This window comes from Erythrobacter sp. Dej080120_24, assembly GCF_036322605.1.
GTDB classification, from domain to species: Bacteria; Pseudomonadota; Alphaproteobacteria; order Sphingomonadales; family Sphingomonadaceae; genus Erythrobacter; species Erythrobacter aurantius.
This window is the reverse complement of record NZ_AP027262.1, coordinates 911,035-935,869: the sequence shown is the minus strand read 5'-3', so window position 1 is coordinate 935,869 and position 24,835 is coordinate 911,035. Positions and strand designations below refer to the sequence as shown.

General features: G+C 63.2%; 13 protein-coding genes. 6 read left to right on the top strand and 7 right to left on the bottom strand.

Annotated features, from left to right (window positions below; all coding sequences use genetic code 11):
• Nucleotides 1-4: 4 nt before the first annotated feature.
• Both AABA34_RS04595 and AABA34_RS04590 read left to right on the top strand, forming a co-directional pair.
• On the top strand, nt 5-937 hold the full coding sequence (locus tag AABA34_RS04595) for a polysaccharide deacetylase (RefSeq protein ID WP_338304093.1): 933 nt from the start codon (nt 5-7) through the stop codon (nt 935-937).
• Between the two features lie 68 nt (nt 938-1,005).
• Nucleotides 1,006-2,178 (top strand): c-type cytochrome, encoded by a 1,173-nt coding sequence (locus tag AABA34_RS04590; protein ID WP_338304092.1) that lies wholly within the window; start codon nt 1,006-1,008, stop codon nt 2,176-2,178.
• 6 nt (nt 2,179-2,184) lie between these two features.
• On the opposite strand, the gene AABA34_RS04585 is transcribed toward AABA34_RS04590, so the two are convergent.
• On the bottom strand, nt 2,185-4,530 hold the full coding sequence (locus AABA34_RS04585; RefSeq protein WP_338304091.1) for a transketolase: 2,346 nt from the start codon (nt 4,528-4,530) through the stop codon (nt 2,185-2,187).
• Nucleotides 4,531-4,672: 142 nt separating this feature from the next.
• Between AABA34_RS04585 and AABA34_RS04580 the strand changes: the two genes are divergently transcribed.
• Entirely contained in the window at nt 4,673-6,253 is a 1,581-nt protein-coding gene (locus AABA34_RS04580) for an FAD-binding oxidoreductase (protein ID WP_338304090.1), read from the top strand.
• Nucleotides 6,250-7,173, top strand: coding sequence for a DUF1838 family protein (locus AABA34_RS04575; RefSeq protein WP_338304089.1), 924 nt, complete (start codon nt 6,250-6,252; stop codon nt 7,171-7,173). The genes AABA34_RS04580 and AABA34_RS04575 overlap by 4 nt, the downstream gene beginning before the upstream one ends.
• Before the next feature lie 55 nt (nt 7,174-7,228).
• Here the strand turns inward: AABA34_RS04575 and AABA34_RS04570 are convergent, their stop codons facing one another.
• The 3 genes from AABA34_RS04570 to AABA34_RS04560 form a co-directional block, all read right to left on the bottom strand.
• Nucleotides 7,229-9,613, bottom strand: coding sequence for a sulfatase-like hydrolase/transferase (locus AABA34_RS04570; protein WP_338304088.1), 2,385 nt, complete (start codon nt 9,611-9,613; stop codon nt 7,229-7,231).
• A gap of 102 nt (nt 9,614-9,715) precedes the next feature.
• Nucleotides 9,716-12,022: an EAL domain-containing protein gene (locus AABA34_RS04565; RefSeq protein WP_338304087.1), complete on the bottom strand. Its 2,307-nt coding sequence runs from the start codon at nt 12,020-12,022 to the stop codon at nt 9,716-9,718.
• Between the two features lie 21 nt (nt 12,023-12,043).
• On the bottom strand, nt 12,044-14,626 hold the full coding sequence (locus AABA34_RS04560) for a FecR family protein (RefSeq protein ID WP_338304086.1): 2,583 nt from the start codon (nt 14,624-14,626) through the stop codon (nt 12,044-12,046).
• Between the two features lie 120 nt (nt 14,627-14,746).
• Between AABA34_RS04560 and AABA34_RS04555 the strand changes: the two genes are divergently transcribed.
• Complete coding sequence (locus tag AABA34_RS04555; RefSeq protein ID WP_338304085.1) at nt 14,747-16,417, top strand: ShlB/FhaC/HecB family hemolysin secretion/activation protein; 1,671 nt, start codon at nt 14,747-14,749, stop codon at nt 16,415-16,417.
• A 304-nt stretch (nt 16,418-16,721) separates the two neighbouring features.
• On the opposite strand, the gene AABA34_RS04550 is transcribed toward AABA34_RS04555, so the two are convergent.
• Nucleotides 16,722-19,358 carry a M14 family metallopeptidase gene (locus tag AABA34_RS04550; protein WP_338304084.1) on the bottom strand — a complete coding sequence of 879 codons (2,637 nt, stop codon included), beginning with the start codon at nt 19,356-19,358 and terminating at the stop codon, nt 16,722-16,724.
• A 278-nt stretch (nt 19,359-19,636) separates the two neighbouring features.
• Between AABA34_RS04550 and AABA34_RS04545 the strand changes: the two genes are divergently transcribed.
• Nucleotides 19,637-22,972 carry a TonB-dependent receptor domain-containing protein gene (locus tag AABA34_RS04545; RefSeq protein WP_338304083.1) on the top strand — a complete coding sequence of 1,112 codons (3,336 nt, stop codon included), beginning with the start codon at nt 19,637-19,639 and terminating at the stop codon, nt 22,970-22,972.
• Between the two features lie 78 nt (nt 22,973-23,050).
• On the opposite strand, the gene AABA34_RS04540 is transcribed toward AABA34_RS04545, so the two are convergent.
• Nucleotides 23,051-23,626: a VOC family protein gene (locus tag AABA34_RS04540; protein WP_338304082.1), complete on the bottom strand. Its 576-nt coding sequence runs from the start codon at nt 23,624-23,626 to the stop codon at nt 23,051-23,053.
• Nucleotides 23,623-24,741 (bottom strand): 4-hydroxyphenylpyruvate dioxygenase, encoded by a 1,119-nt coding sequence (hppD, locus tag AABA34_RS04535; protein WP_338304081.1) that lies wholly within the window; start codon nt 24,739-24,741, stop codon nt 23,623-23,625. The genes AABA34_RS04540 and hppD overlap by 4 nt, the downstream gene beginning before the upstream one ends.
• Nucleotides 24,742-24,835: the final 94 nt, after the last annotated feature.

The following is a 24,835-nucleotide window of genomic DNA, read 5'->3' as shown; positions in this document are numbered from 1 at the left end:
GACCATGTTCGAATATGATTATGTCCCGCTGCCGCAGCGCAATCCGATCAAATGGCCGGGCGACAATTCGCTGGCGGTGATCTTCACCTTCAATCTCGAGACCTGGGACCTGGTCAAGGATACCGACGAGCCCTATTATGCCGGCGGTCCGCCGATCCTGCCCGACATCCTGCCGGGCAATATTCCCGACTTCCCTAATTACAGCTGGCGCGAGTACGGGCAGCGCGTGGGCATCTGGCGCCTGTTCGACCTGTTCGATGAAATGGGGGTCCGCGCCAGCTGCACCACCAACGCGGTGACCTTCGAGCGGCGCGGCGCGATGACCTCGGCCGCGCTCGAACGCGGCTGGGAACTGCTGGCGCACAATTTCGAACAGGGCGAACTGTTGACGCGCTATGCCCACGACGTCGAGAAGGAGCGCGATGTCATTCTGCGCTCGATCGAGACCTATGAAAGGCACTGCGGCCGGCGCCCGGTCGGCTGGCTCTCGTCTTCGCTGCGCGGGACGCTCAACACGCCGGGCATCCTCGCCGGCGAAGGGTTCAAGTTCTACTGCGACATCATGAACGACGACCAGCCGTTCATGATCCGGACGGCCAGCGGCCCGATCGTCGGCCTGCCCTATTCCAACGTGATCAACGATTTCACCATGGTGACGCGCCAGTCGCTCACCACTGACCAGTTCCGCGACCAGCTGATCGAGGAATTCGACGCGCTGCTCGAAGATGGTCGCAAGACCGCGCGGATCATGAATATCGGCCTGCATCCGCATGTATCGGGGCGCGCACACCGGATCAGGGCGCTGCGCGAATTCATCGCCCATGCGAAATCGCAAGCCGGAGTATGGTGGCCGCGGCGCGAGGAAATCGCAGACTGGTATGCCGCCAACCACATGCACCATTTTCCCGGACAGCTGGGGCCGGGATCCCCGCAATGATACATCCCGAGTCCCGAGGTCACGCACCCGCCGGAAGGACCGTCCTGGCCGGCTGGGCATTCGCCGTCGTGTTTTCGCTCCACAGCATCATGGGGGTGATCCTGCCCCGGCTCGAAAAGGAATCCGCGATCCGCGAACTGGGTCGCGGCTGGCACTACTTCCTCGGCTTTGCGATCGCCATCCTCGCGATCTGGCTGATCCGACGCTGGTATCGCGACGGGTTCGTGATCGCGCGGGGAAGCCTGCCACCGTCCTTGCGCACGTGGCACGTTCTGATCGCGGCGGTGGTGGTGATCACCCCGCTGCTGGCGGTGCCGCTGGGCTTGCTCAACGCCTGGGGCGAGGGCCGGACCGTCCACCTCGCCGGGATGGTCGATCTGCCGACGCTGATGGGGCAGGAGCGAGCGATCTGGCAGTTTTCGGGATACTTCCATTCGGCGCTTGGCCTGACCCTGACGATGGTGAGCATCATCGGCCTCGTCAGCGCAGGCTACAGCCATCTGCGCTATCGCAGGGGACTGCTGGCGGCATTCCCGCCGGGTTTCGGGTTTCTCATGCTGGTGAAGGCCACGGTCTTCATCTATGCGATCAACAGCTTCAAGGACCGTGAGCCCGGCTATATCGCCGCCGCCATCACCCTCGCCATCGTCGGGATCGTCTGGCTGATCGGTTCGCGCATCGGCCATGCGGCGAAAGATGGCTTTTCGGAGGCTCCGGCCGGCAAGGTGCCATTCGCCGCTGGTGCAAGCGTGATCGCGGGTGCGGTGACCTTTGCGATGTTCGTGCCCTACATCCTGTTCAAGGTCACGCCCTTCGCCACCGGGATCAAGGTCGAAGGCGATCCTGAGATCAGCTGGCACCGCGAGCGCGCAGCCGAGGTGGAGATCACCGCGCCGACCGAGTTTGAGCAGACGGTAGCGATGGAAACCTACAAATGGTGCGAATTCTGCCACACGGTCGAGGCAGGAGCGAAACCGCTGGTGGGTCCGAACCTGCACAACATCTTCGGCCAGAAGGCGGGTACGGTCCCCAATTTCTATTATTCGGAAGCGATGGCCAAGGCGGGACAGGACGGACTCGTATGGGATGAGCAGACGCTCGACGGGTTCCTCGCCGATCCGGAGAACTTCATCCCCGGGACAGCGATGCGCATCTCGAGCGGCCCGGTCGAGGACCCCGAGGTTCGCAGGGCGGTGATCAACATTCTCAAACGCCGGACCATGACCGACGCAGAGGAGTAGCGCGGCCTAGCGATCGTCGAGGCACAGCTGTGCCATGGCCTCGATGATCGCGTCGGTATCGATGCGATAGGTGCGGTAAAGGTCGGGCAGGTCGCCGGTCTGGCCGAACCGATCGGTTCCCAGCGGACTGACCCTGTGCCCACGCACTCCGCCCAGCCATGACAGGGCGCCGGGCGATCCGTCGAGGACTGTGACCATGTGCGCGCTCGGCGACAGCACGCCCAGCAAGGAATCGATATGGCTCGGCCCGCGCTGCTGCCCGTTCCAGCGCGCGGCGCATTGCGCCGACCAGTCGCGGTGCAGCCGGTCGGGCGAGGTGACCGCGAGCAGGCCAAGGCCCGGGAAGTCTTCGTACAGGGCCTCCCACGCCGCGATGGCCTCGGGCGCGACCGCCCCGCAATAGGCGATCGCCGCCTGTGCCCCGGGCTGCGGCTGCCTCAGCCAATAGGCACCCCTGATGGCGTCGTCTTCCCAGTCTGCGCTGCTGCGAACTTCCTGGCTGATCGCCCGCGTGGTCAGCCGCAGGTAGACCGAATTGCCGTCGGGCGCCTGCATGTGTTCGAACGCCCAGCGCATCATCAGCGCCAGCTCATCGGCGAAGGCCGGCTCGAAACTGTCGAGGTTGGGCTGGCCCATGCCGATCAGCGGTGTGTTGATCGACTGGTGGGCCCCGCCCTCCCCGGCCAGCGTAATCCCCGAAGGCGTGCCCACGAGGAGAAAGCGCGCATCCTGGTAGCAGCCGTAATTGAGCGCATCGAGGCCGCGCGCGATGAAAGGATCGTAGACAGTGCCCACCGGGAACAGCCGTGATCCGAAGTGGCTGGCGGACAGGCCGAAGGCGGCGAGCGCGAGAAAGAAGTTGTTCTCGGCAATCCCGAGTTCGAGATGCTGGCCGGCCTGATGCGCCGTCCATTTCTGGGCTGAAGGAATCTTTGCGCGCTGGAATACATCGGCCAGTTCCTGCCGGCGGAACAGCCCGCGCTGGTTGACAAAGGCGCCCAGATTGGTGGTCTGCGTGACATCCGGGGCGGTGGTCACGATCCGGTCGCCCAGTGGCTCGTCGGACTTGGCGAGATCGAACAGGATTTTGCCGAAAGCCGCCTGGGTCGATTGTTCGGCTGCGTCGGGAACCGGCAGGCGATCGGGCAGGCGCACCGGGGCAGCTCCGCGCTCGCGCAGCTTGCGGGCGATCGGGCTGTCGTCGACAAATGCCTGGAGGGCTGCGGCAAGATTGTCGCCGAGGCCTGCCCACCTGTCCCATTCATCGCCTTCGGCGATGCCGAGTTCGGCCCTGAGCCCGGCGATCTGGGCGGCGTTCATCATCCCCGAATGGTTGTCCTTGTGCCCCGCGAGCGGGAGGCCATAGCCTTTGACCGTATAGGCGATCAGCAGCGTCGGACACTCGTCATCCATGCGGTTGAATGCTTCGACGAGCGTTTCGATGCAATGCCCACCCAGATTGGTCATCAGCCTCGCGAGCGCGACATCGTCATGCGCAGCGAGCAGGCTCGACACGCCGCGTTTGGCGCCAATGTCCTGCGTGAGCCGCTCGCGCCACGCTGCGCCGCCGAGATAGGTGAGAGCCGCGAAATCGGCGTTGGGACAGTTCTCGATCCAATCCTGCAGCGCCTTGCCGCCGGGCTTGGCGAAGGCCGCGCGCTGAAGCTTGCCATATTTCAGGGTGATCACCCGCCAGCCGCAGGTTTCGAAAATGTCGTCGAACCGCCGGAACATCCGGTCAGCGGTGGTCGCGTCGAGCGACTGGCGGTTGTAGTCGACGATCCACCAGCAGTTCCGCAGGTCGTGCTTGTAGCCCTCGATCAGGCATTCGTAGATATTGCCTTCATCGAGCTCGGCATCACCCATCAGCGCGATCATGCGCCCGGCATCGGCTTCGGCCATTTCGCCATGGGCGATCAGATAGTCCTGGACGAGGCTGGAAAAGGCGGTGACCGCGACGCCCAGGCCGACCGAACCGGTCGAGAAATCGACCGGGATGCTGTCCTTGGTGCGCGAGGGATAGCTCTGCACACCGCCGAGGCCCCGGAAACGCTCGAGCTTGTCGCGCGACTGCTCGCCCAGCAGGTAGTGGATCGCGTGCAGCACCGGTCCGGCGTGCGGCTTGACCGCAACCTTGTCCTGCGGGCGCAGCGCGGAAAAATAGAGCGCGGCCATGATCGCGGTCATCGAGGCACAGCTCGCCTGATGCCCGCCGACTTTCAGCCCGTCGCGCTTGGGCCGCAGATTGTTGGCGTTGTGGATCGTCCACGAGCTGAGCCAGCGCAGGCGTTGCTCGATCTGTTCCAGCTTGGCCGTCACATCGGATTGCTTGTCTGCTTCGGTCCTGATCATGACGCTGCCCTGTTCCCGTTTGCACACACCCGGTGTCGCCAATTCCAAATAATTCGCTGTGAGAATGTTCTGGCTCCAGAACCTCCCTACGTACCGGCCAATGCGCTATCCGCCAGAGATATGGCAATATGGAGTTCTGCCAATGTCCACCCACGCAGGAAGCCTCACCGCAGCGCTCGCCTCGAGCGGCGTGGACTGCTCCAGCGATCCGGATGATCTGGAATTCCATACTCATGACATCGTCCACCGCGGTGCGGGCATCGCGGCCATTGTCCGCCCGCGCGACAAGCATGAACTGGCAACAGCGGTAGGCCTGGCAACAGCGGCGGGGCTTGCCGTCGTGCCGCGCGGCGGCGGCATGAGCTATACCGGGGGCTACACCCCTGACCAGCCGGGCGCGGTCCTGTTCGACCTGTCGCGCATGAACCAGGTGATCGCGATCGACAAGGACAGCATGAATGTCACGGTCGAGGCCGGCTGCACCTGGGCGATGCTCCATCAACAGCTCGAGAAGCACGGATTGCGCACGCCGATGTGGGGCACGCTGTCGGGCCTCAAGGCGACAATCGGGGGGACCATGAGCCAGAACGGCATATTCTGGGGATCTGCGCGTCATGGCACTGCTGCACAGTCGTGCACCGCGCTCGAAGTCGTGTTGGCAGACGGAACACTGCTGGCGCTGGGCAAGAAGCACCTGCGCCCATACGGGCCCGACCTGCTCGGCCTGTTTCTCGCTGATTGCGGGGCGATGGGGATCAAGGCAACCGTGACCCTGCGCCTGATGCGCGAGCTCAAGGGCCACGCGGGCGCCAGCTTCTCGTTCGATGATCGCAAGGCCTGGTTGCTCGCCGCCGCCGAGATCGAACGCCAGGGGCTGGCGAGCGAGTGTTTCGGCTTCGACCCATTCCTCAACGCCATCCGTATGCAGCGCGAGAGCCTCGCCAGCGACGTGAGGCAATTGTTCGGGATGATGAAGCAGCAGGCCAGCCTCGGCAGAGCGCTCAAGGAAGGCGCGAAGGTCGTCATGTCCGGCCGCGATTTTCTCAAGGACGCACGCTATTCGCTGCATGTTCTCGCCGAGGAACGGACCGAGGAAGCAGCAGAGGCAAACATCGCGCTGGCTCGTGAGATCTGCACCGGGATCGGCGGCAAGGAGATCGAGAACACCATCCCGAAAATGGTCAGGTCCAACCCGTTCGGACCGCTCAACGCCATCATTGGCCCGGAAGGCGAGCGCTGGGTACCCATCCACGGGCATGTCCCGCATGAAAGAGCCAACGAATGCTTCACCGCGATCGAGGACCTGTTCGCCCGCAACAAGGCGGAAATGGACGCGTTGGGGGCTCATTACGGAACCCTGATCACCGTTATTGCCGGGGGCAACACAGTGCTCGAACCCTGCCTCTACTGGCCCGATGAGCGCAACGCGCTGATCGAAGGCACGGTCGAAATCGATCATCTCAGCCGCTTGCCCAGGCTTGTTGCCAATCCGGCGGCCCGCGGGCTTGCGGATCGCCTGCGGCAGGATCTGGTCGATCTGTTCTTCGCCTTTGAGGCGGCCCATTTCCAGATCGGGCGGACCTATCGATATCGCGACAGCCTCCCGCATCCTGCGCTCGATCTGCTTTCCGCGATCAAGCAGCAGGTCGATCCGAAGGGATTGATGAACCCGGGAGTTCTTGGGATCGAACCGCAACGCAAGACCAAGGGAACCGTGACATGACCAGCAAAGCGAAGTTCGAGCGGCGCACCAGCGAGGCCTTGCGCGATCTGGCGGTGGATCGGCGATCGCTGATGGCGATCGCGGCCGCCAGCGCTCCGATGATCGCCTTCGGCAGCGCTACTGCCCAGACGACGCGGACTGCACCCGCCCTTGACCGGCTTGAGGCGCTGGTGAAAATGCGCGGCAGCACCGATGCCCGCCTGGGATTCTCTTGGATGTCCGGTACCCGTTTCGCCCGCGTCGGGCAGGATCTGCGAGCGATGTGTGGCCTGCTCAACTGCACTCTGTCGCGATACACCCGGCTGTCGGACGAGGCCTACGACCTCAGGCTCTACGAGATGTCTTTCTACACCAACCCGGAGACCGGCCGGTATCAGCCAAGGCTGGCCATGCCCTTCACCGGCAGGATCGTCGACGTGCCGCTCTACCGCACAGGACCGGGGCAGCACATTGTCAAGACCTCAAACCGCGAGGAAATGTCGTGGAGCCGCCAGAACACGACCAGCGAGGAAGCGGCAAGGCAACTCGCCCCGGACGGCAATATCTTCTACGCGGTCGACCTCTCCGAACCGACCATCGTCGGCAATGACGTGTGGCTCACCACCGAGGCAACGACCCGGCTCGAACCCCATTCACCCGATGAGAAGCCTTGGAACTACAAGGAAGTGATTACCAATCACGGGCGGCTCGACGAACTGTCCGATCCGCAGGTCAGCCATGTCCAGTCGGTGAGTTCCTATACGCTGGTGATGGACTGGCGTCCGTGGATGCATATGGACGGGGTCGAGGGGCAAACAATCGACCACGCAATCGGCGGACGGGTCTGGCGGATCGATGACCTGCCTGACAGCATTGCCTCGCACATCCGCGAACATCATCCCGACGTGGCCGCTGACCCAGCCGCGCGGCTTGCCGCCTGACCGCTGGGCCCGAGGGACTGTCGATCGGGCGAAGTCGCGAGCCCGCCTGGCCTCACTACCGGTCGAGAATGACCGACAATCGCTTGACCTGTCCGTTGAAGGGGTGGGGCGCGACAAAGCCATCGCTGATCCGCGAGCCGCCGGTGCGTCCGACATACATCGCAAAGGCCTCACCCCCGTTGACCAGATGCATGGCCACGATCCGCCGCTCGGCCACCATCTCGTCATTGACGAATAGCCGCGCCGTCCCCGCGACCGGGTGCTGGGCGCGCCCTTCGGCGGGGCAGGTTTCGCAGATGAACTGGTAGCGCAGCAGCGCCGGACCGGCTTCTAGGCGGCGTCCGCTTCGCAATATGGCGCGATTCATGCCCTCGCGCGGTTCGTAAACCAGTTCTCCGTTGTCGAGATACCAAACGAACCCCTTGTTGCGATAACCGTAGCTGGCCAGTACGCCGAGCGCGCCCGACTGCGGCAGGACAACCTCCGCCTCGAGCACATGCGAAGCGTTAAAGCTGCGCAATTGCGCCGGCGGGATCCGCGCCGTGCCCTGATAGAAATCGAGAGTCTTGCGCTGATTTACCGCGAACGGCTTGAGCAGCGGATTCCATGTCGTCCCGGCGATCGGATAGACATCATTGGCCCGCGCTTCGCGATCGAACAACGCCTGCGGTTCTGCCAGCTTCTCCGGATACGCGTCCGCTAGGTCGCGGGCCTGGGTGAAATCCGCCGCGACATGGTAAAGCGCCCATGCCTCACCCTCGCCTTCGGACCGCATATAGGCCCCCAGCTCCGAAGCCATCCAGCCGCGGTGATAGATGGCCCGGTTCCCGTAGAGTTCGAAATACTGGGTATCATGTGTCGATGGAGCGGAGCGAACCTGCAAGCTCGCCAATAGGCTGCTGCCGTCCATCGGCTGCTGCCCGATGCCCTCGACCATGGCGAGCGGAGTCAGGCCAGCCGCTTCATAAATCGTCGGGACGATGTCGGTGACATGCTGGAACTGCTGGCGCAGCCCCCCGGGGTCCGCGATCCTACCCGGCCATGACACGACCATGGGTGCGCGCAAGCCGCCGAAATGCGAGGCGACCGTCTTCCAGTACTGGAACGGCGTGTTGCCCATCCAGCCCCACCCGCCCTGCGACTGGTTGAACGGCACCATCGGACCGCCCAGTTGGTCAATCCGCTCCAGTTCCTGTGCGAGCGTGGCACCGCCGCCGTAATTGGGCAACGCCCGGCCTAGCGCACCATTGTCGCCAGCGATGTAGAAGACGAGCGTGTTCTCCGCGCCTCCCGGGGCCTGCCGGATGTGCCCAAGCAACCGTCCGATCTGATGGTCGGTGTGCGCCATGAAGCCGGCGTAGACTTCCATCTGGCGGGCGTAGAGGCGCTGCTCATCCGGGTTCAGTGAATCCCACGCAGGAATTTGCGCGGGTCGCGGTGTCAGCACGGCATCCTGCGGGATCACGCCAAGGCGTTTTTGTCGCGCGAAGATCTCCTCGCGGAGCACATCCCATCCGGCATCGAACCGGCCGCGATAACGCGCGATCCATTCCTCGGGAGCATGGTGCGGCGAGTGCACGGCACCGGTCGCGAAATAGAGAAAATAGGGCTTCTCCGGCGCAAACGAACGATGGGTGTCGATCCATGCGATCGCCTCGTCGGCGAGATCGCTGGTCAGGTGATAGCCTTCTTCGGGGGTCCGGGGCGCATCGATCGGAATGGTATTGCGATAGAGGCGATTGGGCTCCCACTGATTGTCCTCAGCCCCCATGAAGCCATAGAAATATTCAAAGCCAAGACCGGTGGGCCAGCGGTCGAACGGACCGGCAGTGGTGATTTCGTAGAACTCGTCATCCTGCGCTACCGCGCCCGCACCAAGCTGGCCTGGCCCGAGAAAGCTGAACAGCGGGATGACGATGGTGTCGAGCTCGGTCGCGGTGTTGATGTTGCTGTCGTGCCCCACGCGGGCATCGACAAAGCCGCTGACGTCCGAACCACCACCTGAAATCTGGCGATCGAATTGCCGGACGAAACCGGTAAACCGCTGGCGCACCGGATCGGGCAGGCTGGGATCATCCACCACCGTCGCGAATTGATCGCGCGCCGTGTCGATATCCCCGGCGAGCGCGTAGGCGCGCGCAAGTTCCGCCCGTGCGGCAGCATTGTTCGGCTGAACCGCAAGCACCCGCTGAAGCGCAATGATGGCATCCCCGTACCGCCCGGCATCAAGCGCCGCGATACCAAGTTGGTAGTCGAACGCGGGATCGCCGGCTCGCTGCTGCACTTGTGCTTCGAGCGCCTGATAGGCCTGCTCTGCCGCTTCCGGTGACAAGGGCTGTCCGGGCGCCGCCTGCGCCAACGCAGTGCCAGCGTTCAACGCGACCATCGAGGCAACGCCAAGAAGTGTCGCCCGTGATGCTACGCGAGTAAGTCGATTCATCGTCTGCTTGCCCCTGATCTTGGTTCGATCGCAGGCAAGAAGATGCTGTAGCGGCGGGAAAATGTCCGCTGACAAGCCCCGTTATCGTAATGACAATGGCTGTTAGGAGGCCTGCTCCGCCTCGCGCGGTGCTTGTGCCTCGTCCGCAATCGTCAGCAGCGGGAACAACTCTTCAGCGCTGATCGGCTTGGAAACGAAATAGCCCTGGACGTAATCACACCCGGCTTCGCGCAGGAAGTCGAGACATTCGGCGACTTCGACACCTTCGCCTACGACCCTGAGGCCCAGCGAATGCGCCAGCTGGATCGTAGAGCGCACCAGCAAGGCGTCGCTGCGTTCGACGTGGGCGTGTTCGACAAAGGCGCGGTCGATCTTGAGCTCGGTCAGCGGCAGCAATTGCAGGTAACTGAGCGTGGATTGGCCGGTACCATAGTCATCCATCGAAATGGCGATTCCCAGTTCCCGGAAACGCTCAAGGTTGCGCACGGCAGTCTCGGGATCGCTCATGGTGGCGGATTCCGTCACCTCGAAGATCAGGCGGTCGCGCGGCACTCCGGTGGCGCGGACGATCCGTTCAGCCGCGCTCATGAAGGAATCCGAGCTGATCAGCTTGGCCGAGATATTGACCGCCGCCGAAATGATCGCGCCCTTTTCGCACCAGTCGCGCAGATCCTCGATAGTCTTGCGCAGGACATAGAGGGTCAGCGGCTCGATCCGGTTGGATTCTTCGGCCAGCGGAATGAAGTGATCGGGGCGCAGGAAGCCACGCTCCGGGTGATGCCAGCGCACTAGCGCCTCGACGCTTTCTACCCGGTCCGTCGAGAGCCGCAGCTTGGGCTGGTAGACAACCGAGATGTGGCCGGCCTCGATCGCATCGTCTAGCTCGCCCATCAGCGAAACGCGCTGCTCAACCATCGCCGCTTCGGCATCTTCATGGGCGTGCCACAGTTTGCCCTCGCGGTGCGCCTCGCTGGCCGCACGCGAAGCTGCCGCAAGATCGCTTTCAGATGCAATGCCGAAGCAGACCCCGACATCGACCCGGCGTCCGGCGATTTCGAGCGGCTTCATCAAGGCCTTTTCGATCCGGGCGAACTGATCGATCAGAGCGCCGTGTTCGCCATCATGCGGCCACGCAATCATGCGCGTATCCGCACGGTATAGTGTGGCAATCCCGGTAACGAACTGGATCTTCTCGGCGAGCCGCTTGATGAAGTTACCGATCTCCTGCTTGCCCACCACGGATTGGATCGCGTCGAACTCCTTGACGAAAGCCGTCGCGACCAGTTGTCCTTCGGCGTGGCTCGCATTCGCGAAAGCAAGGGCGTTAGGCAGACCGCTTTCGCTGTCGGTCATGGCTTTCTCGCGAAGCTGGACTCGTATGATCCGCAAGACCTGCGCCAGAGCTACTGCTGCAAGCATTACCAGTGCCGGTACACTGTCAGCGAATATCCTGCCACCGTGGTAGGCGAACGCCTGCGATGCGATGACTATCGCCGACGACCCGGCAAGCGAGAACGCGATCTGCCCGTAAGTCTTCGACTGGGCCATCATGTAGGCCAGCGGCAGAGCGAGCAACAGCAGCGGAATCCAGCCGAACTCCAGCGGCGCTCCCGCGATCAGCGTCTCGGCTGCCAGTGCCTGGATCGTCACTCCGGGAATGACGCCGTGGATTGGAACGCCGTACCGGTCGCCAAGCTCAATAGCGGTCGCGCCGACGATGATGTCGCGTCCAGCGACGCCGGCCTTGTCGAACGCACCATTCTCGACAGCGGAAAAGCTGTAGCGCGGGATCGAGGCAGGATCGATGCTGTAATCGATCGGGAAGGTGGTGTGTGCCGCACCGGAAACACCGGCGATCTGGGCCGACATCGAAGGGCGCGGCAATCCATCGGTAACGGTGCCGAACACCATGCTGCGCACGCGCGCGTCGGCATCGGGAAGGACCGATGCCGATACGAGGCTTACGTTTTCACGGAACATCGGGATTGGAAGATCATCGAGCCGACGTCTCGAATTCTCTGTTGCCCCTTGGGTGAAGGTCGGCAGCATCACTGGCGTATCGATTTCGGCGATCGCCTGCGCAAAGGCGGCATCGCCCTCGAGCGTTGAGGGCGACGAAAAGGCGATGTCGAAGACAATCGAGCGAGCGCCCGCTGCGTCGAGCTGCCGGATCAACCGGGCGTAATGATCCCGCGTCCAAGGCCAGCTCTTGGCCGCAGCGACGCTTTGTGCATCGACTTCGACGATATGCAGTTGGCCCGAGGCTTCACGGGTGAGAATCTTAGCCGTGGCCGCACGAAGGCCGTCTTCGAGAGTACGCGACACCGGTGCCTGAGCAAAGCCGACTGAAATGCACAGGCTGATCAGGAAGACGGTGAAGTTCTTCGCAAGGTGGGCGGTGATCCTCATCTAGTCAGGGCTGGCTCATTCTCAGGCAAGGATGCGGCCATCATCAAGCCCGGTTGGCCCGCGGCCATTGCCGTTGCCGTTACCATTACCCTTTCCATTGCCGTTACCGTTGCCTGAGCCATCGTCGAGATCGTCATCGCTGTCATCGATGCCAGCATCCTCATCGGATTGATCGTTGGCAGCATCCGGATCGTCCTCAATCACATCCTGATCGGGATCCTCTTCGACAACATCGTCGGCACCAGATTTCCCATTTCCTTTGCCGTTGCCCGGATTGCTGTCATCCACGCCGTCGTCGTCATTTCCATGGCCGTTGTTGCCATCATCCATGCCGTCCCCGGTATCGTCGGACTTTCCGTTGCCGTTGCCCTTCCCGTTCCCGTTACCTTTGCCCGGATTGCTATCATCGGCTCCGTCATCATCGTTGCCGTCGCCATTGTTGCCGTCATCTGCGGAATCGTCGGTGCTGCCGGAATTGCCATTCCCGTTATCATCGTCGTCAATGCTGCCCTGGTTGAGACAGAGCCCGCCATCGAGATTGCCAACGCAATTGGTCAGATCGTCGTTGCCGTCATCGATGTCATCATCCCGGCCACCGTTCCCGTTGCCGCCAGCGTTGCTGTTGCCGCTGTTACCCGGTGCTTCGTCCGAGCCGTCGTCATCGTCACCGGAATTGCCGTTGCCATTCCCGTTGCCGTTGCCGCCAGCGTTGCTGTTGCCGCTGTTGCCCGGCGCTTCGTCCGAGCCATCGTCAGCGCCGTCCGAATTGCCGTTGCCATTCCCGTTGCCGTTGCCGCCAGCGTTGCTGTTGCCGCTGTTGCCCGGCGCTTCGTCCGAGCCATCGTCAGCGCCACCGGAATTGCCGTTGCCGTTGCCATTGCCACCGGCGTTGCTGTTACCGCTGTTGCCCGGCGCTTCGTCCGAGCCATCGTCATCGTCACCGGAATTGCCGTTGCCATTCCCGTTGCCGTTGCCGTTGCCGCCAGCGTTGCTGTTACCGCTGTTGCCCGGCGCTTCGTCCGAGCCGTCGTCAGCGCCGTCCGAATTGCCGTTGCCATTCCCGTTGCCGTTGCCGTTGCCGCCAGCGTTGCTGTTGCCGCTGTTGCCCGGCGCTTCGTCCGAGCCATCGTCAGCGCCGTCCGAATTGCCGTTGCCATTCCCGTTGCCGTTGCCGTTGCCGCCAGCGTTGCTGTTGCCGCTGTTGCCCGGCGCTTCGTCCGAGCCATCGTCAGCGCCGTCCGAATTGCCGTTGCCATTCCCGTTGCCGTTGCCGTTGCCGCCAGCGTTGCTGTTGCCGCTGTTGCCCGGCGCTTCGTCCGAGCCATCGTCAGCGCCGTCCGAATTGCCGTTGCCATTCCCGTTGCCGTTGCCGTTGCCGCCAGCGTTGCTGTTGCCGCTGTTGCCCGGCGCTTCGTCCGAGCCATCGTCAGCGCCGTCCGAATTGCCGTTGCCATTCCCGTTGCCGTTGCCGCCAGCGTTGCTGTTGCCGCTGTTGCCCGGCGCTTCGTCCGAGCCATCGTCAGCGTCACCGGAATTGCCGTTGCCGTTGCCATTGCCGCCAGTGTTACTGTTACCCGAGTTTCCATTGTCGGCAGAGCTGCCGCTTGAACCGCTGTTGCCGCCGGCATTGCCATTCGATGCGGCGGCTTCATTCCTGCGGGTATCCGCAGATGCGCTTGCCGCTGTCATGCTGGTGTCTGCGATTGCCTCTTCAGTGCCGCTGCTGGAGCTCGACTGAACCGCGGCAACCTCGATCGAGGCTTCGACTTCGCCGCTGACAAGCCCGCCCGTGAGTTCGGCGAGGTTCGAATTGGAGCTGGCCACCGGGCTGGTGATTGCGGCCCGGCGCGCTGCGGCGACAGGCGCTCCCGGCGCAGATGCGCTCTGGCCGTTGCCACCGGCATTGCCGTTGGCGGCAGGCGTCACTTGTTGCGAAGTCGCCTGCGGAGCTGCCACGGAATTGCCCGAGGAAGTAGCCGCTGCTGCCGCAGGAGCAGCCGGAGCAGGTGTCGTAACTGCGCGTTGCGGCGAATCGATCTGGCGCGGAACATCGCCTTCGATGTTCAGGCGGAACCGGTCACCCGCCGCGATCATCGCCACTTCACCCGGACGCACCAGGTCGCGCGCGCCGCCATCGACGGTTGACGCTTCGACTGCGCCCTCGGTCACCTGCATCGAGGCACCTTCTTCGCTCACCGTGATTGAGAAGGTGGTGCCTTTGACCACAGCCGCGAGGTACGGAGTGTCTACGCCGAAGTGCGGATTCTGCTGCTTGCCCACGTTGAAGAGCGCGCTGCCGAAATCCTGAATGATCTGGATGACGCCGCGTTGACGTTCGCGCGGGACGATGGTGATGCGCGAATTGGGTCGCACGGTCACGAATTCCTGCCCGCGGACGATCGTGGCGTTGCCGCCGCTCCCGGTCACCACCTGGTGGCCCGCGGTCAGCGTCTCGCCGCGCTTCGCAACGCGTTCACCGTTAGGCGTGCGGATGAGGACATCCCCACGCGTTTCGGTGACCGTCCACGGTCCGGATTGGGCAAACGCGCTCGTGCTGGAAAGCAGCAGAGCGACAGGCAGAAGTGAGCGACGCAATGTAGACATTAGATAGTCCTCCGTTAGCCTGCATACGCTCTGATTATTTGCCTGTTGGTAAGCTGGGGTGGTTAATTTTTTGATGATTTGACGATTTCTTAGGGGGTGGGCGCCTAGGGGACTACGTATATGTCTGTAAGTATGCCCCTGATTAGGCGCTGGCGCCTGTTCTTGCTTTTGTCCGCCATCGGGATTGCCCATCCCGTGTCGGCGCAAGATGCGTTCGACCAGACCGAGGAACTGGACCGCGCCTCCGCCGAGGAGCAGCGCAGCGATTCCGCTGACCAGTCGCCGCGCGTTCGCACAGGCCAGGCCAGCCGTGTTGCCCAAACGCAGGCTAACGAGGAACGGCTTACGATCGGATCGATCATTATCGACGGGAACGAGGCGCTGCCCGATTCGCACTTCGTCGACCTGATCGAGCGATACACCTCGCGCCCGCTGGCGCAGTCCGACCTTGCCGAACTTGCCGACGCGATCGCCCGCCGGGCGCGCGATGCGGGATACGTCTTTGCCACGGCTTCGATCCCGCCACAGGGGCTTTCGCTCGGCGTGCTACGGGTCGAGCTGGACGAAGGCAGGGTCGACACCATCCGGATCGAAGGCGCGGACGAGCCTGCGATCCGGCGCCAGCTTGCCCCGCTCGCGGCGGGCAAGCCTGTTACCCGCGCAGAGCTTGAGCGGCACATCCTGCTTGCCGACGACATTTCCGGCGTGCGCATTCTCGATTCCCGGTTCGAGCGCGAAGGCGACACCGGCGTCCTCATCGTGCGCGCGCGCCGTTCGCACGCCTATGCCGCCGTCGAGCTTTCGAATGACGGCTCCGAACCTGTCGGCCCGATCCGTGGGCGTATCTCGGTCGACCTCAACGGCCTGCTTGCTTCCGCCGACGAAGTTGACCTCAGCTTCGGCACCACTCCGCTCCAGCCGTCCGAGCTGCAATTCGCCCGTGCTTCCTACCGCATCGTGGTGGACGCCAGCGGACTCGAGCTGGGCGCCCACCTGTCCTATTCCTCCACCGATCCCGGCTCTTTCCTGACGGATCGCGATATCGAAGGGCAGTTCTGGCGCGCCTCTATCGACGCAAGCTATCCGCTGCTGCGCAGCCGCAATGCGAGCGTCTGGGTGATCGGCGAATTCGAAGTGACCGATCTCAGGCAAGACCGCGCAGGCGCGCTCGCCCGACGCGACCGGGTCCCGGTGGTGCGGGCGGGCATCTACACGCGGGGACGTCTGGCCGGAGGCAATTATCGCGGGCGCTTTACCGTGTCGCGCGGCCTGAACATCCTGTCCGCCACCCGTCCGGGCGATCCGCTGGCATCGCGGCTCGACGCTTCGACCGATTTCACCTCCTTCTATGGCTGGGCATCATGGGATCGCCAGATCAGCGGCCCACTTTCCATCGCGCTCGCCGCGCGCGGACAGCTGGCAACCGATTCGGTGCTGGCGACAGAGGACATCGGGCTTGGCGGGCCGTCGTTCCTGCGCGGCTACAACTTCAACGAACGCGCCGGGGACCGGGGCATCATGGGCTATGGCGAATTGCGCTATGACATCCGGGGCAAGGGCTTCTGGCTGCCGCGCGCGCAGGTCTATGCCTATGCCGATGGCGGCGTAGTCTCCAACCTCGAAGACGGACTTGGCGGCGGTTCGCTGGCCTCTGCCGGGGGCGGCGTGCGGCTTGACCTGACGCGTGACCTTGATCTGGGCGTCGAAGTAGCAGTCCCGCTGTCCGGTCCGCGCTTCGACAGCGACAGCGACGGCCCGCTGGTGAACCTGCGCGTCCAGCAGTCGTTCTGACAAGCCGTCTGATTCGGCCCGTACCCTGCCCAATCCCTACAGCCTGGAACAGGTGGAACACTGTCCAGGGTAAAAAACCCGATAGTGTCACCCTTTCGGGCGCAAACTGTCACCCTTGCAGCCCAAGTGTCACCCGAAACCGGCCAAGTGTCACCTTTGGGCGGGAAAGTGTCACCCGCTAAGGCGCGCGGGACGGCTTGGAAAGCGGGGTAGCAAAGGGCGGCCATCTACCATCATGTACTCAGGCGAGCACATGTAGGACAGCGCGGGCAGCCCACACGGCCACCCGCCCCACCGCATCTTCCTACCGCACGCGCGACGGCGCGATCAGCACGGCGTTGGCCAGCAGCAGATCGAGCCCGTCGAGATAGGCGCGGGTGGCCGGATCGTGGGCGAAAGCGATCGTCAGCCCGTCTCCGGTCGGTTCCGCCATCAGATACGGCTTGAACGCCAGCTGGCGGCGGTTTTCGTCCCACACATATCCGCTGGCAATCAGGCGGTCTGCACTGGCGAAGCGCAGCACGTTCGCGCCCTTTGCCCGGTCAAGCGGAGTGTAGATCTGCGATCCGCTGGCCAGCACCACCGCGCCCGCATCATATCCGGCGGACAGGAAATGCTCTGTATCGGCCACGGTGTTGAGCAGCGCGCCGGGCAGCGTATCAGGCAGCGCCCCCTGGTCGGCGATGGCTTCGCGGTATTCCGCTTCGCTGTCGATTTCGACCGCTTCGGCAAGCGCCGCCTCGTCATCGCCTTTCGCCTTTGACGGATCACGGCCCAGTGCAGCCTCACGCTTGACCGAAAGCAGCGGCGTGTCGCCACCGGTCAGCGCGCCAAGGCTGCCGCCGACCGCAACCAGCACGCCGCCGCGTTCGACAAAGCTGCGCAGCGTGGCAATGCCGCCGTCGCCCAGATCGCCGCGCGGGGACCCATCGGGGATCAGCACCACGTCATAATCGGACAGGTCGGCGCGGGCGAAACGATTGGTGCGGATCGGCACCACCGGCAGGCCCAGCCGCCTTTCAAGCACATAACGCATCGCGCCCGCGCTCAATTGCGAGACGCCTTCGTCCCATGCGATTGCGACCTTCGGCAAAGTCAGGCGGACAAAGGATTCGCTGCCGAGGTTCGGCCCGTCCTCTACCCAGCTGTCTTCGAAAGCGACGGTGGATGCGCCCACTTCGCGCACCAGTTCGCGCAAACGCGCCATTTTTTCTGGCGAGTTCATGCGCGCGGGGAAGATCACCGTGCCACGCGGGTAAGAGCGGCCGTTCTTGGTGAAGGCTTCGTCGGTGCTGCGCGCCTCGATCCCTTCGCGCAGCGCGAGCGTGACAAGCCGGGCCTGACCGCTGTCGGTCCACGGCACGGCAAGGGCGAAATCGCCTGCGCCTTCCTCCACCGGAGTGACCGGGGCGCCGCCCGAAAGCACGTCTCCGGGTGCGGAACCTGCGCACACCGCAACATCGACCCCCGACATCAACCCGACAGACCAAGCGGTGACATCATAGAGTTCGTGCGGCAGGTCTTCGGAACGGCGTTGCTCCTGCTTGGTCACGAAATCGGACGGCAGGGCGGTGTCCCGATCCAGCAGGCTGCGCACCAGCCGCGCGGCGGGCTGCGCCTGAGGAACGGCGATGTAGCCCTTGGGATAATTGCGGCCGCACACGGTGACTGGGCCTTCGCGGCGGCGCACTTCGATCCCTTGCGCGGCAAGGCGGCGACCAAGGTTTTCCGCGTTCCAGCGGCTCTTTGCCAGATCGATTACATAGCTGCCCGTGCCCGCCGCGCCGCGCGCGTTGGCGGCACGATAGTCAGCGAAATCGGAAAGGAAGCGGTCGGCGTTGCGGGCCACGGCTTCGGCGGTTGAGATGCTCGCGACGAAGTGGTTGCGCACCGTATCGGCATAGGTCAGCCTTGTGCCGTCGCGCCGATCCCATACCAGCCCGCGCGACGATCCCTGTTCATAGGTGCTGCCGATTGCGCCCTGATGCGTGTTCCACGTGTCGCCATAGCCGGGGTAGAACAGGTCATAGACCTCGCGGGTGAAATAGGGTTCGCCCATCGCATCGAAATAGCCCGCGTTGTTGCGCCCGATGATTTCATACGCGCGGCGCTGGGCGGCGGTGATGTTCGGGTTGATCGGGTCTGCGGCGGGCGAGAAGAAATAGGTGTCGTCCCCGCTCATTTCGTGGATGTCGACCACCACCACCGGGTTCCATTCGCGGATCGCGGTGACCTTGCCCCGCGTTTCGGGCTGGCTGAGGGTGAACCAGTCACGGTTGAGATCGAACATGTAGTGGTTGACCCGGCCGCTGGGCCAGGTCTCGTCATGCTCGGCGGCCTGACGGTCTCCCGAGGGCTCGATGCCGACAGCACCGCGGAAATGATTGACGAAGCGCGCGCGGCCATCGGGGTTTTGCAACGGATCGATGACAAGGATGGTGTCGGACAGGATCTGCTGCGCGCGCGGATCGTTGCGTGCGGCGAGCAGGTGATAGGCCGTCATCAACGCCGCGTCGGTTGAAGAGATTTCGTTGCCGTGGACCGAATAGGCAAGCCATGTGACCGGCAACGCGGTGCCATTGCCCACGCGGCCTGCGGCGATATTCGCCATGTCAGCCTTGATGGCATCGAGCCGCGCCATGTTGGCCGGTGCCGAGAGCACGAGGTAATAGAGCGGTCGGCCTTCCCAGCTCACCGCATATTGCACCAGCTTCGCACGGTCGGGCGCGGCCTCGGCGAGCGCTGTCAGATAGGAATAGGTCTGATCGGGCGAGGTGATCCGCGTGCCCGGCGCGTGGCCGACAGTCTCGGTAAGCGTGGGGATCGCCGGGTCGAAATCCTCGTCGAGAAAGGATTGCGCGTGGCCCGCGCCCGCCGGAGCGAACATCGCTGCCATGAAAAGTGCAAGGAGAGCCGCAATCCGGCCGGTCAGTTTTCGCATCTTGGAGCTTTCCGTTCGCTTTGGAGGGGTGATGGAAAGGTTGTGGTTGGGCGTTAACTCAAACAATCCCGCGCCCCGGTCAAGGCGCTTGGAGAGGCAGCATTGCCGCTCCCGCCGGGAAACCACAGCGATTGCTACGCGGGTGCGACCTCAGGCGTAACAAAATTGCCACTACGACCCACGGAACCTCACAAACGGCTGAAACATCCTTGACACTTTTGATGGGGAGAAAGACCCTGCTGCACCGCACCATAAACCCGCAACAACAGGGAACCCTCATGAAACCTCTCAAGATTTCGGGCCACGCTCTACTGCTGGCAGCAGCAAGCACGATGCCCTTCGCCGTCCACGCGCAAGAAGCGCCGGATCAGGAAACCGCCGCCGATGAAGAAGAGCAGATCGTAGTCATCGGTTCGCGCATTGCCCGCGATCCGAACATCGGCGCGCCCGCCCCGATCCTCGCGCTGGATGCCGAAACCCTGACTCAGGCCGGTACTGCGGACGTTGTGGATGTGCTGCGCGACATTCCCGCGCTCTCGACCTCGACCTCATCCGAAGGCTCGATCGACGGCATCTTCTCCGAAGCTGTCGGCCAGTCGATCCTCAACCTGCGCGGCCTTGGTTCGAACCGCACGCTGGTGCTGGTCAACGGCCGCCGTCACGTCTCGGGCGTCGCCGGTGAACAGGCTGTCGACATCAACTCGATCCCGACCGCGCTGATCGAACGCGTCGAAACGCTGACCGGGGGCGCTTCCTCGCTCTACGGTGCGGACGCTGTGACCGGCGTTGTCAACTTCGTGCTCAAGGACGATTTCGAAGGCATTCAGGCCAATGTCCAGTCGGGCGTTTCGTCCAAGGGCGACAGCTTCCGCATCAATGGCGACCTGACCTGGGGCGTCAACTTCGATGACGGTCGCGGCAACTTCGTGGTGTCGGGCGAATATGCCCGCGGTGACGAGCTGCAGTTCGGCGAGCGCGCTTTCTCGCGCAACAACGGCATCTTCGACGATCAGGACAACCCGGCCCGCCGCTTCCAGTCGGGCGACATCGGTGCCGACACGCCCAACTTCCGCGATTTCTTCGCGGTCGGCGTAGGCGGTTTCCCGACCGGCTTCCTGATCCCCGGTCAATCCGATTTCATCGCCGATTACACCGCGCAGTTCGGCACCGCGCCGAACCTGACCGCAGCCGAGCTTGCGCTGATCGACCGTTCGACCAACGCATCGCGGCGCCTGATCGCCGGCCAGCCGACCTTCTCGCTGTCGTCGGCAGGCGGGATTGTCGCACCGGGCCTGATCGGCATCAGCGACGGCCCCGACATCAACGGCAACGGCGTTCCTGACTGTCTCGAAAGCTCGGTCGGCTTCAACTCGACCTTCCAGCCGGGCGCGTTCGGTCTGGCCGGCGGCTGCGCCGTCATCAATCCTGACGGCAGCGTCAGCGTCCACCAGGACGGCACCATCACCGGCCTGTTCAACCAGTTCGGCGGCCCCGGCATCCAGAACAACTTCGATGTCAACTCGCTGATCCCGGAAACCGAGCGTTGGTCGGTCAATGCCATGCTCACCTACGAGATCTCGCCGTCGGCAACGTTCTTCGCAGAAGCCAAGTATGTGTCGAACTCGGCCGAATTCCAGGCCCAGCCGAACACCTTCTACGACCTGCTGACGATCCGTTCGGACAACCCGTTCATCACCCCGGACCTGCAGCCCTTCGTGGGCGAGCTGTTCTTCGGTGACGGCGTGCAGGAAGGTTTCTACATCACCCGCGACCCGGCTGACCTTGGTGCCAACCGCAACCGCAACGAGTTCGAAACCTACCGTTTCGTCGGCGGCATCCGCGGCGACACCTCGGAGCACTTCTCTTACGAAGTGTCGGCCAACTACGGGCGTTTCACCCAGACGACCTTTGACGCCAACCGCGTCATCATGGACCGTTTCTTCGCCGCGATCGACGTGACGACAGACGCTGGTGGCAATCCGATCTGCCGTTCGGACATCGATCCGACGGCTCCGGCTACCACCCCGTTCGGCATTCCGGCGGGCGATCCGGGCTTCTTCACCTTCAATCCGGGAGACGGTTCGTGCCGTCCGGCCAACATCCTCGGCGGCGTTGGCGCGATCAGCCAGGAAGCGATCGACTTCATCACCGCGACGGTGGTGAACGAATTCCAGCTTGAACAGCTGGTGTTCAGCGCGGTCTTCACCGGTGACACCGGTGCGTTTCTCGAATTGCCGGGCGGCCCTGTCGGCTTCGCCTTCGGTATGGAGTATCGTGAGGAGCGTTCGGAATCGAACTTCGACCCGTTGATCCTCGGCATCATTCCGGTGGACACTCCGGATGCGAACCAGGGCGACCTGCTGCGCAACCTCGGGTTCTCGCAGAACTCGCTGGTGTTCGACCCGGCTTCGGTGATCAACAATGCAGGCGGCACCTTCAACGTCTACGACATCTTCTCCGAAGTCCGTCTGCCGATTCTGGCCGGCACGCCGGGTGCGGAACTGCTCGAACTGAGCGGCTCGGCCCGCCTGTCGAGCTATTCGACCGTGGGTGACACCTTCACCTGGAACGTCAGCGGCCTGTATGCTCCGGTTGGGGACATCCTGTTCCGCGGCACCTACTCAAAGGCGGTTCGCGCACCGAACATCAACGAACTGTTCAACCCGGCTCAGGGAGCGTTCTTCCGTCCGGTCGATCCGTGCGATGTCGGCAACCTCGTCACCGCAGCCGATCCGGCGCTGCGTCAGGCGAACTGCACCGCCTTCTTCAACAACATCGGGTTCGATCCGACCTTCGGAGGTGGCAACTACACCTACGTCGATCCCCTGACGGCCCGTTTCTCGGGTTCGATCAGCGGCAACCCGAACCTGCGGGAAGAAACCGCCACCACCTGGACAATCGGCGCGCAGATCACTCCGCGCTTCCTTCCTGGCTTCGTCCTCAGCGTCGATTACTACAACATCGAGATCGAGGACGCGATCAACGCGGTTAGCGCGCAGGACATCGTCGACAACTGCGTCGACAGCGCCAGCATCGACAACGCGTTCTGCACCCTCGTCGATCGCAACCCGGCAACGGGCGGCTTCACCTTCCTGCGTCAGAGCTCGCTGAACTTCGCGCGTCAGGAGACGGCCGGTATCGAAGCTGCACTGGCATACCGTTTCGGGGTCGGTCCGATCGACTTCACCCTGAACGCCAACGGCACCTGGGTGGACAAGCTGAACAACTTCTTCGACCCCAGCGATCCGACGCTGGTTGACCCCGAACTGGGCGAACTCCAGCGTCCGGAATGGGCAGGCAACGCCTCGCTCACGGCGGCTTACAACAACTTCAGCTTCACCTGGTCGACAACCTATCTCGATCGCATGGGCCTGCGTGCCGTGGAAATCGAAGAAGTCGGCAACACCGGGACCGACACCTTCTCGTTCGCCAACGGCATTGCCAGCGATGTCTTCATCCACGACATCTCTTTCAACTTCGAAGCGACCGATAACATCGACATCTATGGCGGTGTGAACAACGTCTTCAACCGCAAGCCGTTCGTAACCGAACAGGCCTATCCGGTCAGCCCGGTCGGCACGCTGTTCTTCCTCGGCGCGACGCTGACGATGTAAGCATCGGCCATTGGCCAAAAGAATGGGGCGCGAAGGCAATGACCTTGGCGCCCCTTTTCTTTTGGCGGTTGCGGCAAGTTACGAGTGACCGTGCTCCTTGCGCGCGATCTCGTGCAGCCAGTCCGCATGGCGCGGTGCCTTCTTGGTCTGGCTCCATTCGTCGAGCATCAGCGGAGCGACGCGTTTCAATTCAGCGTATTGCTCGTCCGTCCCGATATCCGCCGCCAGCTCGACGCGGTGGCCATTGGGATCGAAGAAATAGATCGATTTGAATATGCCGTGATGCGTCGGGCCGAGCACGTCGATGCCCTGCGCCTCGACATGCGCCTTGGCCGCAAGCAGCGCGTCTTCGTCCGCCACGCGAAAGGCGAGGTGCTGCACCCATTGCGGGGTGTTCGGGTCCTTGCCTATCTCCGGCTGGTTCGGCAGCTCGAAAAAGGCGAGGATGTTGCCGTTCCCCGCGTCAAGGAAGATGTGCATGTAAGGATCGTATTCACCGGTCGACGGCACGTGATCCTCGGCGAAGGCGGTGGTGTATTCCATGCCGAGCACGCGGCCATACCACTCCACCGTTTCCTTTGCGTCCTTGCAGCGATAGGCGGCGTGGTGGACACCGCCCAGTTTCACTGGGTGGTTCACAGGATGCCCGCTCATTCGGCAGGTTCCTTGGCCTTGGTGTCGAGCACGCCGCGCGCGATCTGATCGCGCTCAATGCTTTCGAACAGCGCCTTGAAATTACCCTCGCCAAAGCCGTCATCGCCCTTGCGCTGGATGAATTCGAAGAACACCGGGCCGACTTGCGCCTCGGCAAAGATTTGCAGCAGCAGGCGCGGCTGTCCGCCTTCAGTCGTCCCGTCGAGCAGGATGCCGCGCATTTTCAGCGCATCGGCATCTTCGCCATGGCCGGGCAGACGTTCCGACAGCATTTCGTAATAGGTGGCGGGCGGCACCGTCATGAAAGGCACGCCAAGCGATTTGAGGTTGTCCCAGCACTTGACCAGATCATCACAGATCAGCGCGATGTGCTGGATGCCCTCGCCGTTGAATTCGCGCAGGAACTCTTCGATCTGGCCCTTGCCGCCTTCGCCCTCTTCATTGAGCGGGATGCGGATCTTGCCGTCGGGCGCGGTCAGCGCCTTTGACGTGAGGCCGGTGTATTCGCCCTTGATGTCGAAAAAGCGGATTTCGCGGAAGTTGAACAGCGTCTCGTAATAGTCCGCCCAATACTTCATGCGGCCGGTGTAGACGTTGTGCGTCAGGTGATCGATCGTGTGGAAGCCTGCGCCTTCGGGATAGGGATCGACGCCGGGCAGGTAATCGAAATCGATGTCGTAGATCGTCAGGCTCTTGCCTTCCGCCCCGGCATAGCGATCGACCAGATACAGGATCGCGCCGCCGATGCCGCGGATTGCGGGGATGCGCAGTTCCATCGGGCCGGGTTCATTGGCGACCGGTTCCGCCCCGGCTTCGATCAGGTGATCATAAGCCTTGGCCGCGTCGCGCACGCGGAAAGCCATGCCGCAGGCTGAGGGCCCATGTTCGCGGGCGAAATACCATGCGGCGCTGCGTGGTTCGTAATTGGCGATCAGATTGATGCCGCCCTGACGCCACAGGTGCACGTCCTTTGACCGGTGCTTTGCCAGGCGGGTGAAGCCCATGCTTTCGAACACCGGCTCAAGCACGCCTTTTTCCGGGGCGCAAAATTCGACGAATTCAAAGCCGTCGAGGCCGGCGGGGTTTTCGAACAGATCACCGGGGTGGAGTGTCATGGGCTGATTTCTCGCTATCTGGAAACTGGTTTCGTTTGAAACTACCTAATCGATTACCGCGCTTTTGTCAAAGCCCGCCGCGATGCGGGAGATT

Excerpts from the sequence above, each read along its gene's own strand:
- AABA34_RS04570 (WP_338304088.1), bottom strand. The coding sequence starts at position 9,613 with ATGAATCGACTTACTCGCGTAGCATCACGGGCGACACTTCTTGGCGTT.
- AABA34_RS04565 (WP_338304087.1), bottom strand. The coding sequence starts at position 12,022 with ATGAGGATCACCGCCCACCTTGCGAAGAACTTCACCGTCTTCCTGATC.
- AABA34_RS04580 (WP_338304090.1), top strand. The coding sequence starts at position 4,673 with ATGTCCACCCACGCAGGAAGCCTCACCGCAGCGCTCGCCTCGAGCGGC.
- AABA34_RS04550 (WP_338304084.1), bottom strand. The coding sequence starts at position 19,358 with ATGCGAAAACTGACCGGCCGGATTGCGGCTCTCCTTGCACTTTTCATG.
- AABA34_RS04555 (WP_338304085.1), top strand. The coding sequence starts at position 14,747 with ATGTCTGTAAGTATGCCCCTGATTAGGCGCTGGCGCCTGTTCTTGCTT.
- AABA34_RS04545 (WP_338304083.1), top strand. The coding sequence starts at position 19,637 with ATGAAACCTCTCAAGATTTCGGGCCACGCTCTACTGCTGGCAGCAGCA.
- AABA34_RS04595 (WP_338304093.1), top strand. The coding sequence starts at position 5 with ATGTTCGAATATGATTATGTCCCGCTGCCGCAGCGCAATCCGATCAAA.
- AABA34_RS04585 (WP_338304091.1), bottom strand. The coding sequence starts at position 4,530 with ATGATCAGGACCGAAGCAGACAAGCAATCCGATGTGACGGCCAAGCTG.
- AABA34_RS04540 (WP_338304082.1), bottom strand. The coding sequence starts at position 23,626 with ATGAGCGGGCATCCTGTGAACCACCCAGTGAAACTGGGCGGTGTCCAC.
- AABA34_RS04560 (WP_338304086.1), bottom strand. The coding sequence starts at position 14,626 with ATGTCTACATTGCGTCGCTCACTTCTGCCTGTCGCTCTGCTGCTTTCC.
- AABA34_RS04575 (WP_338304089.1), top strand. The coding sequence starts at position 6,250 with ATGACCAGCAAAGCGAAGTTCGAGCGGCGCACCAGCGAGGCCTTGCGC.
- hppD (WP_338304081.1), bottom strand. The coding sequence starts at position 24,741 with ATGACACTCCACCCCGGTGATCTGTTCGAAAACCCCGCCGGCCTCGAC.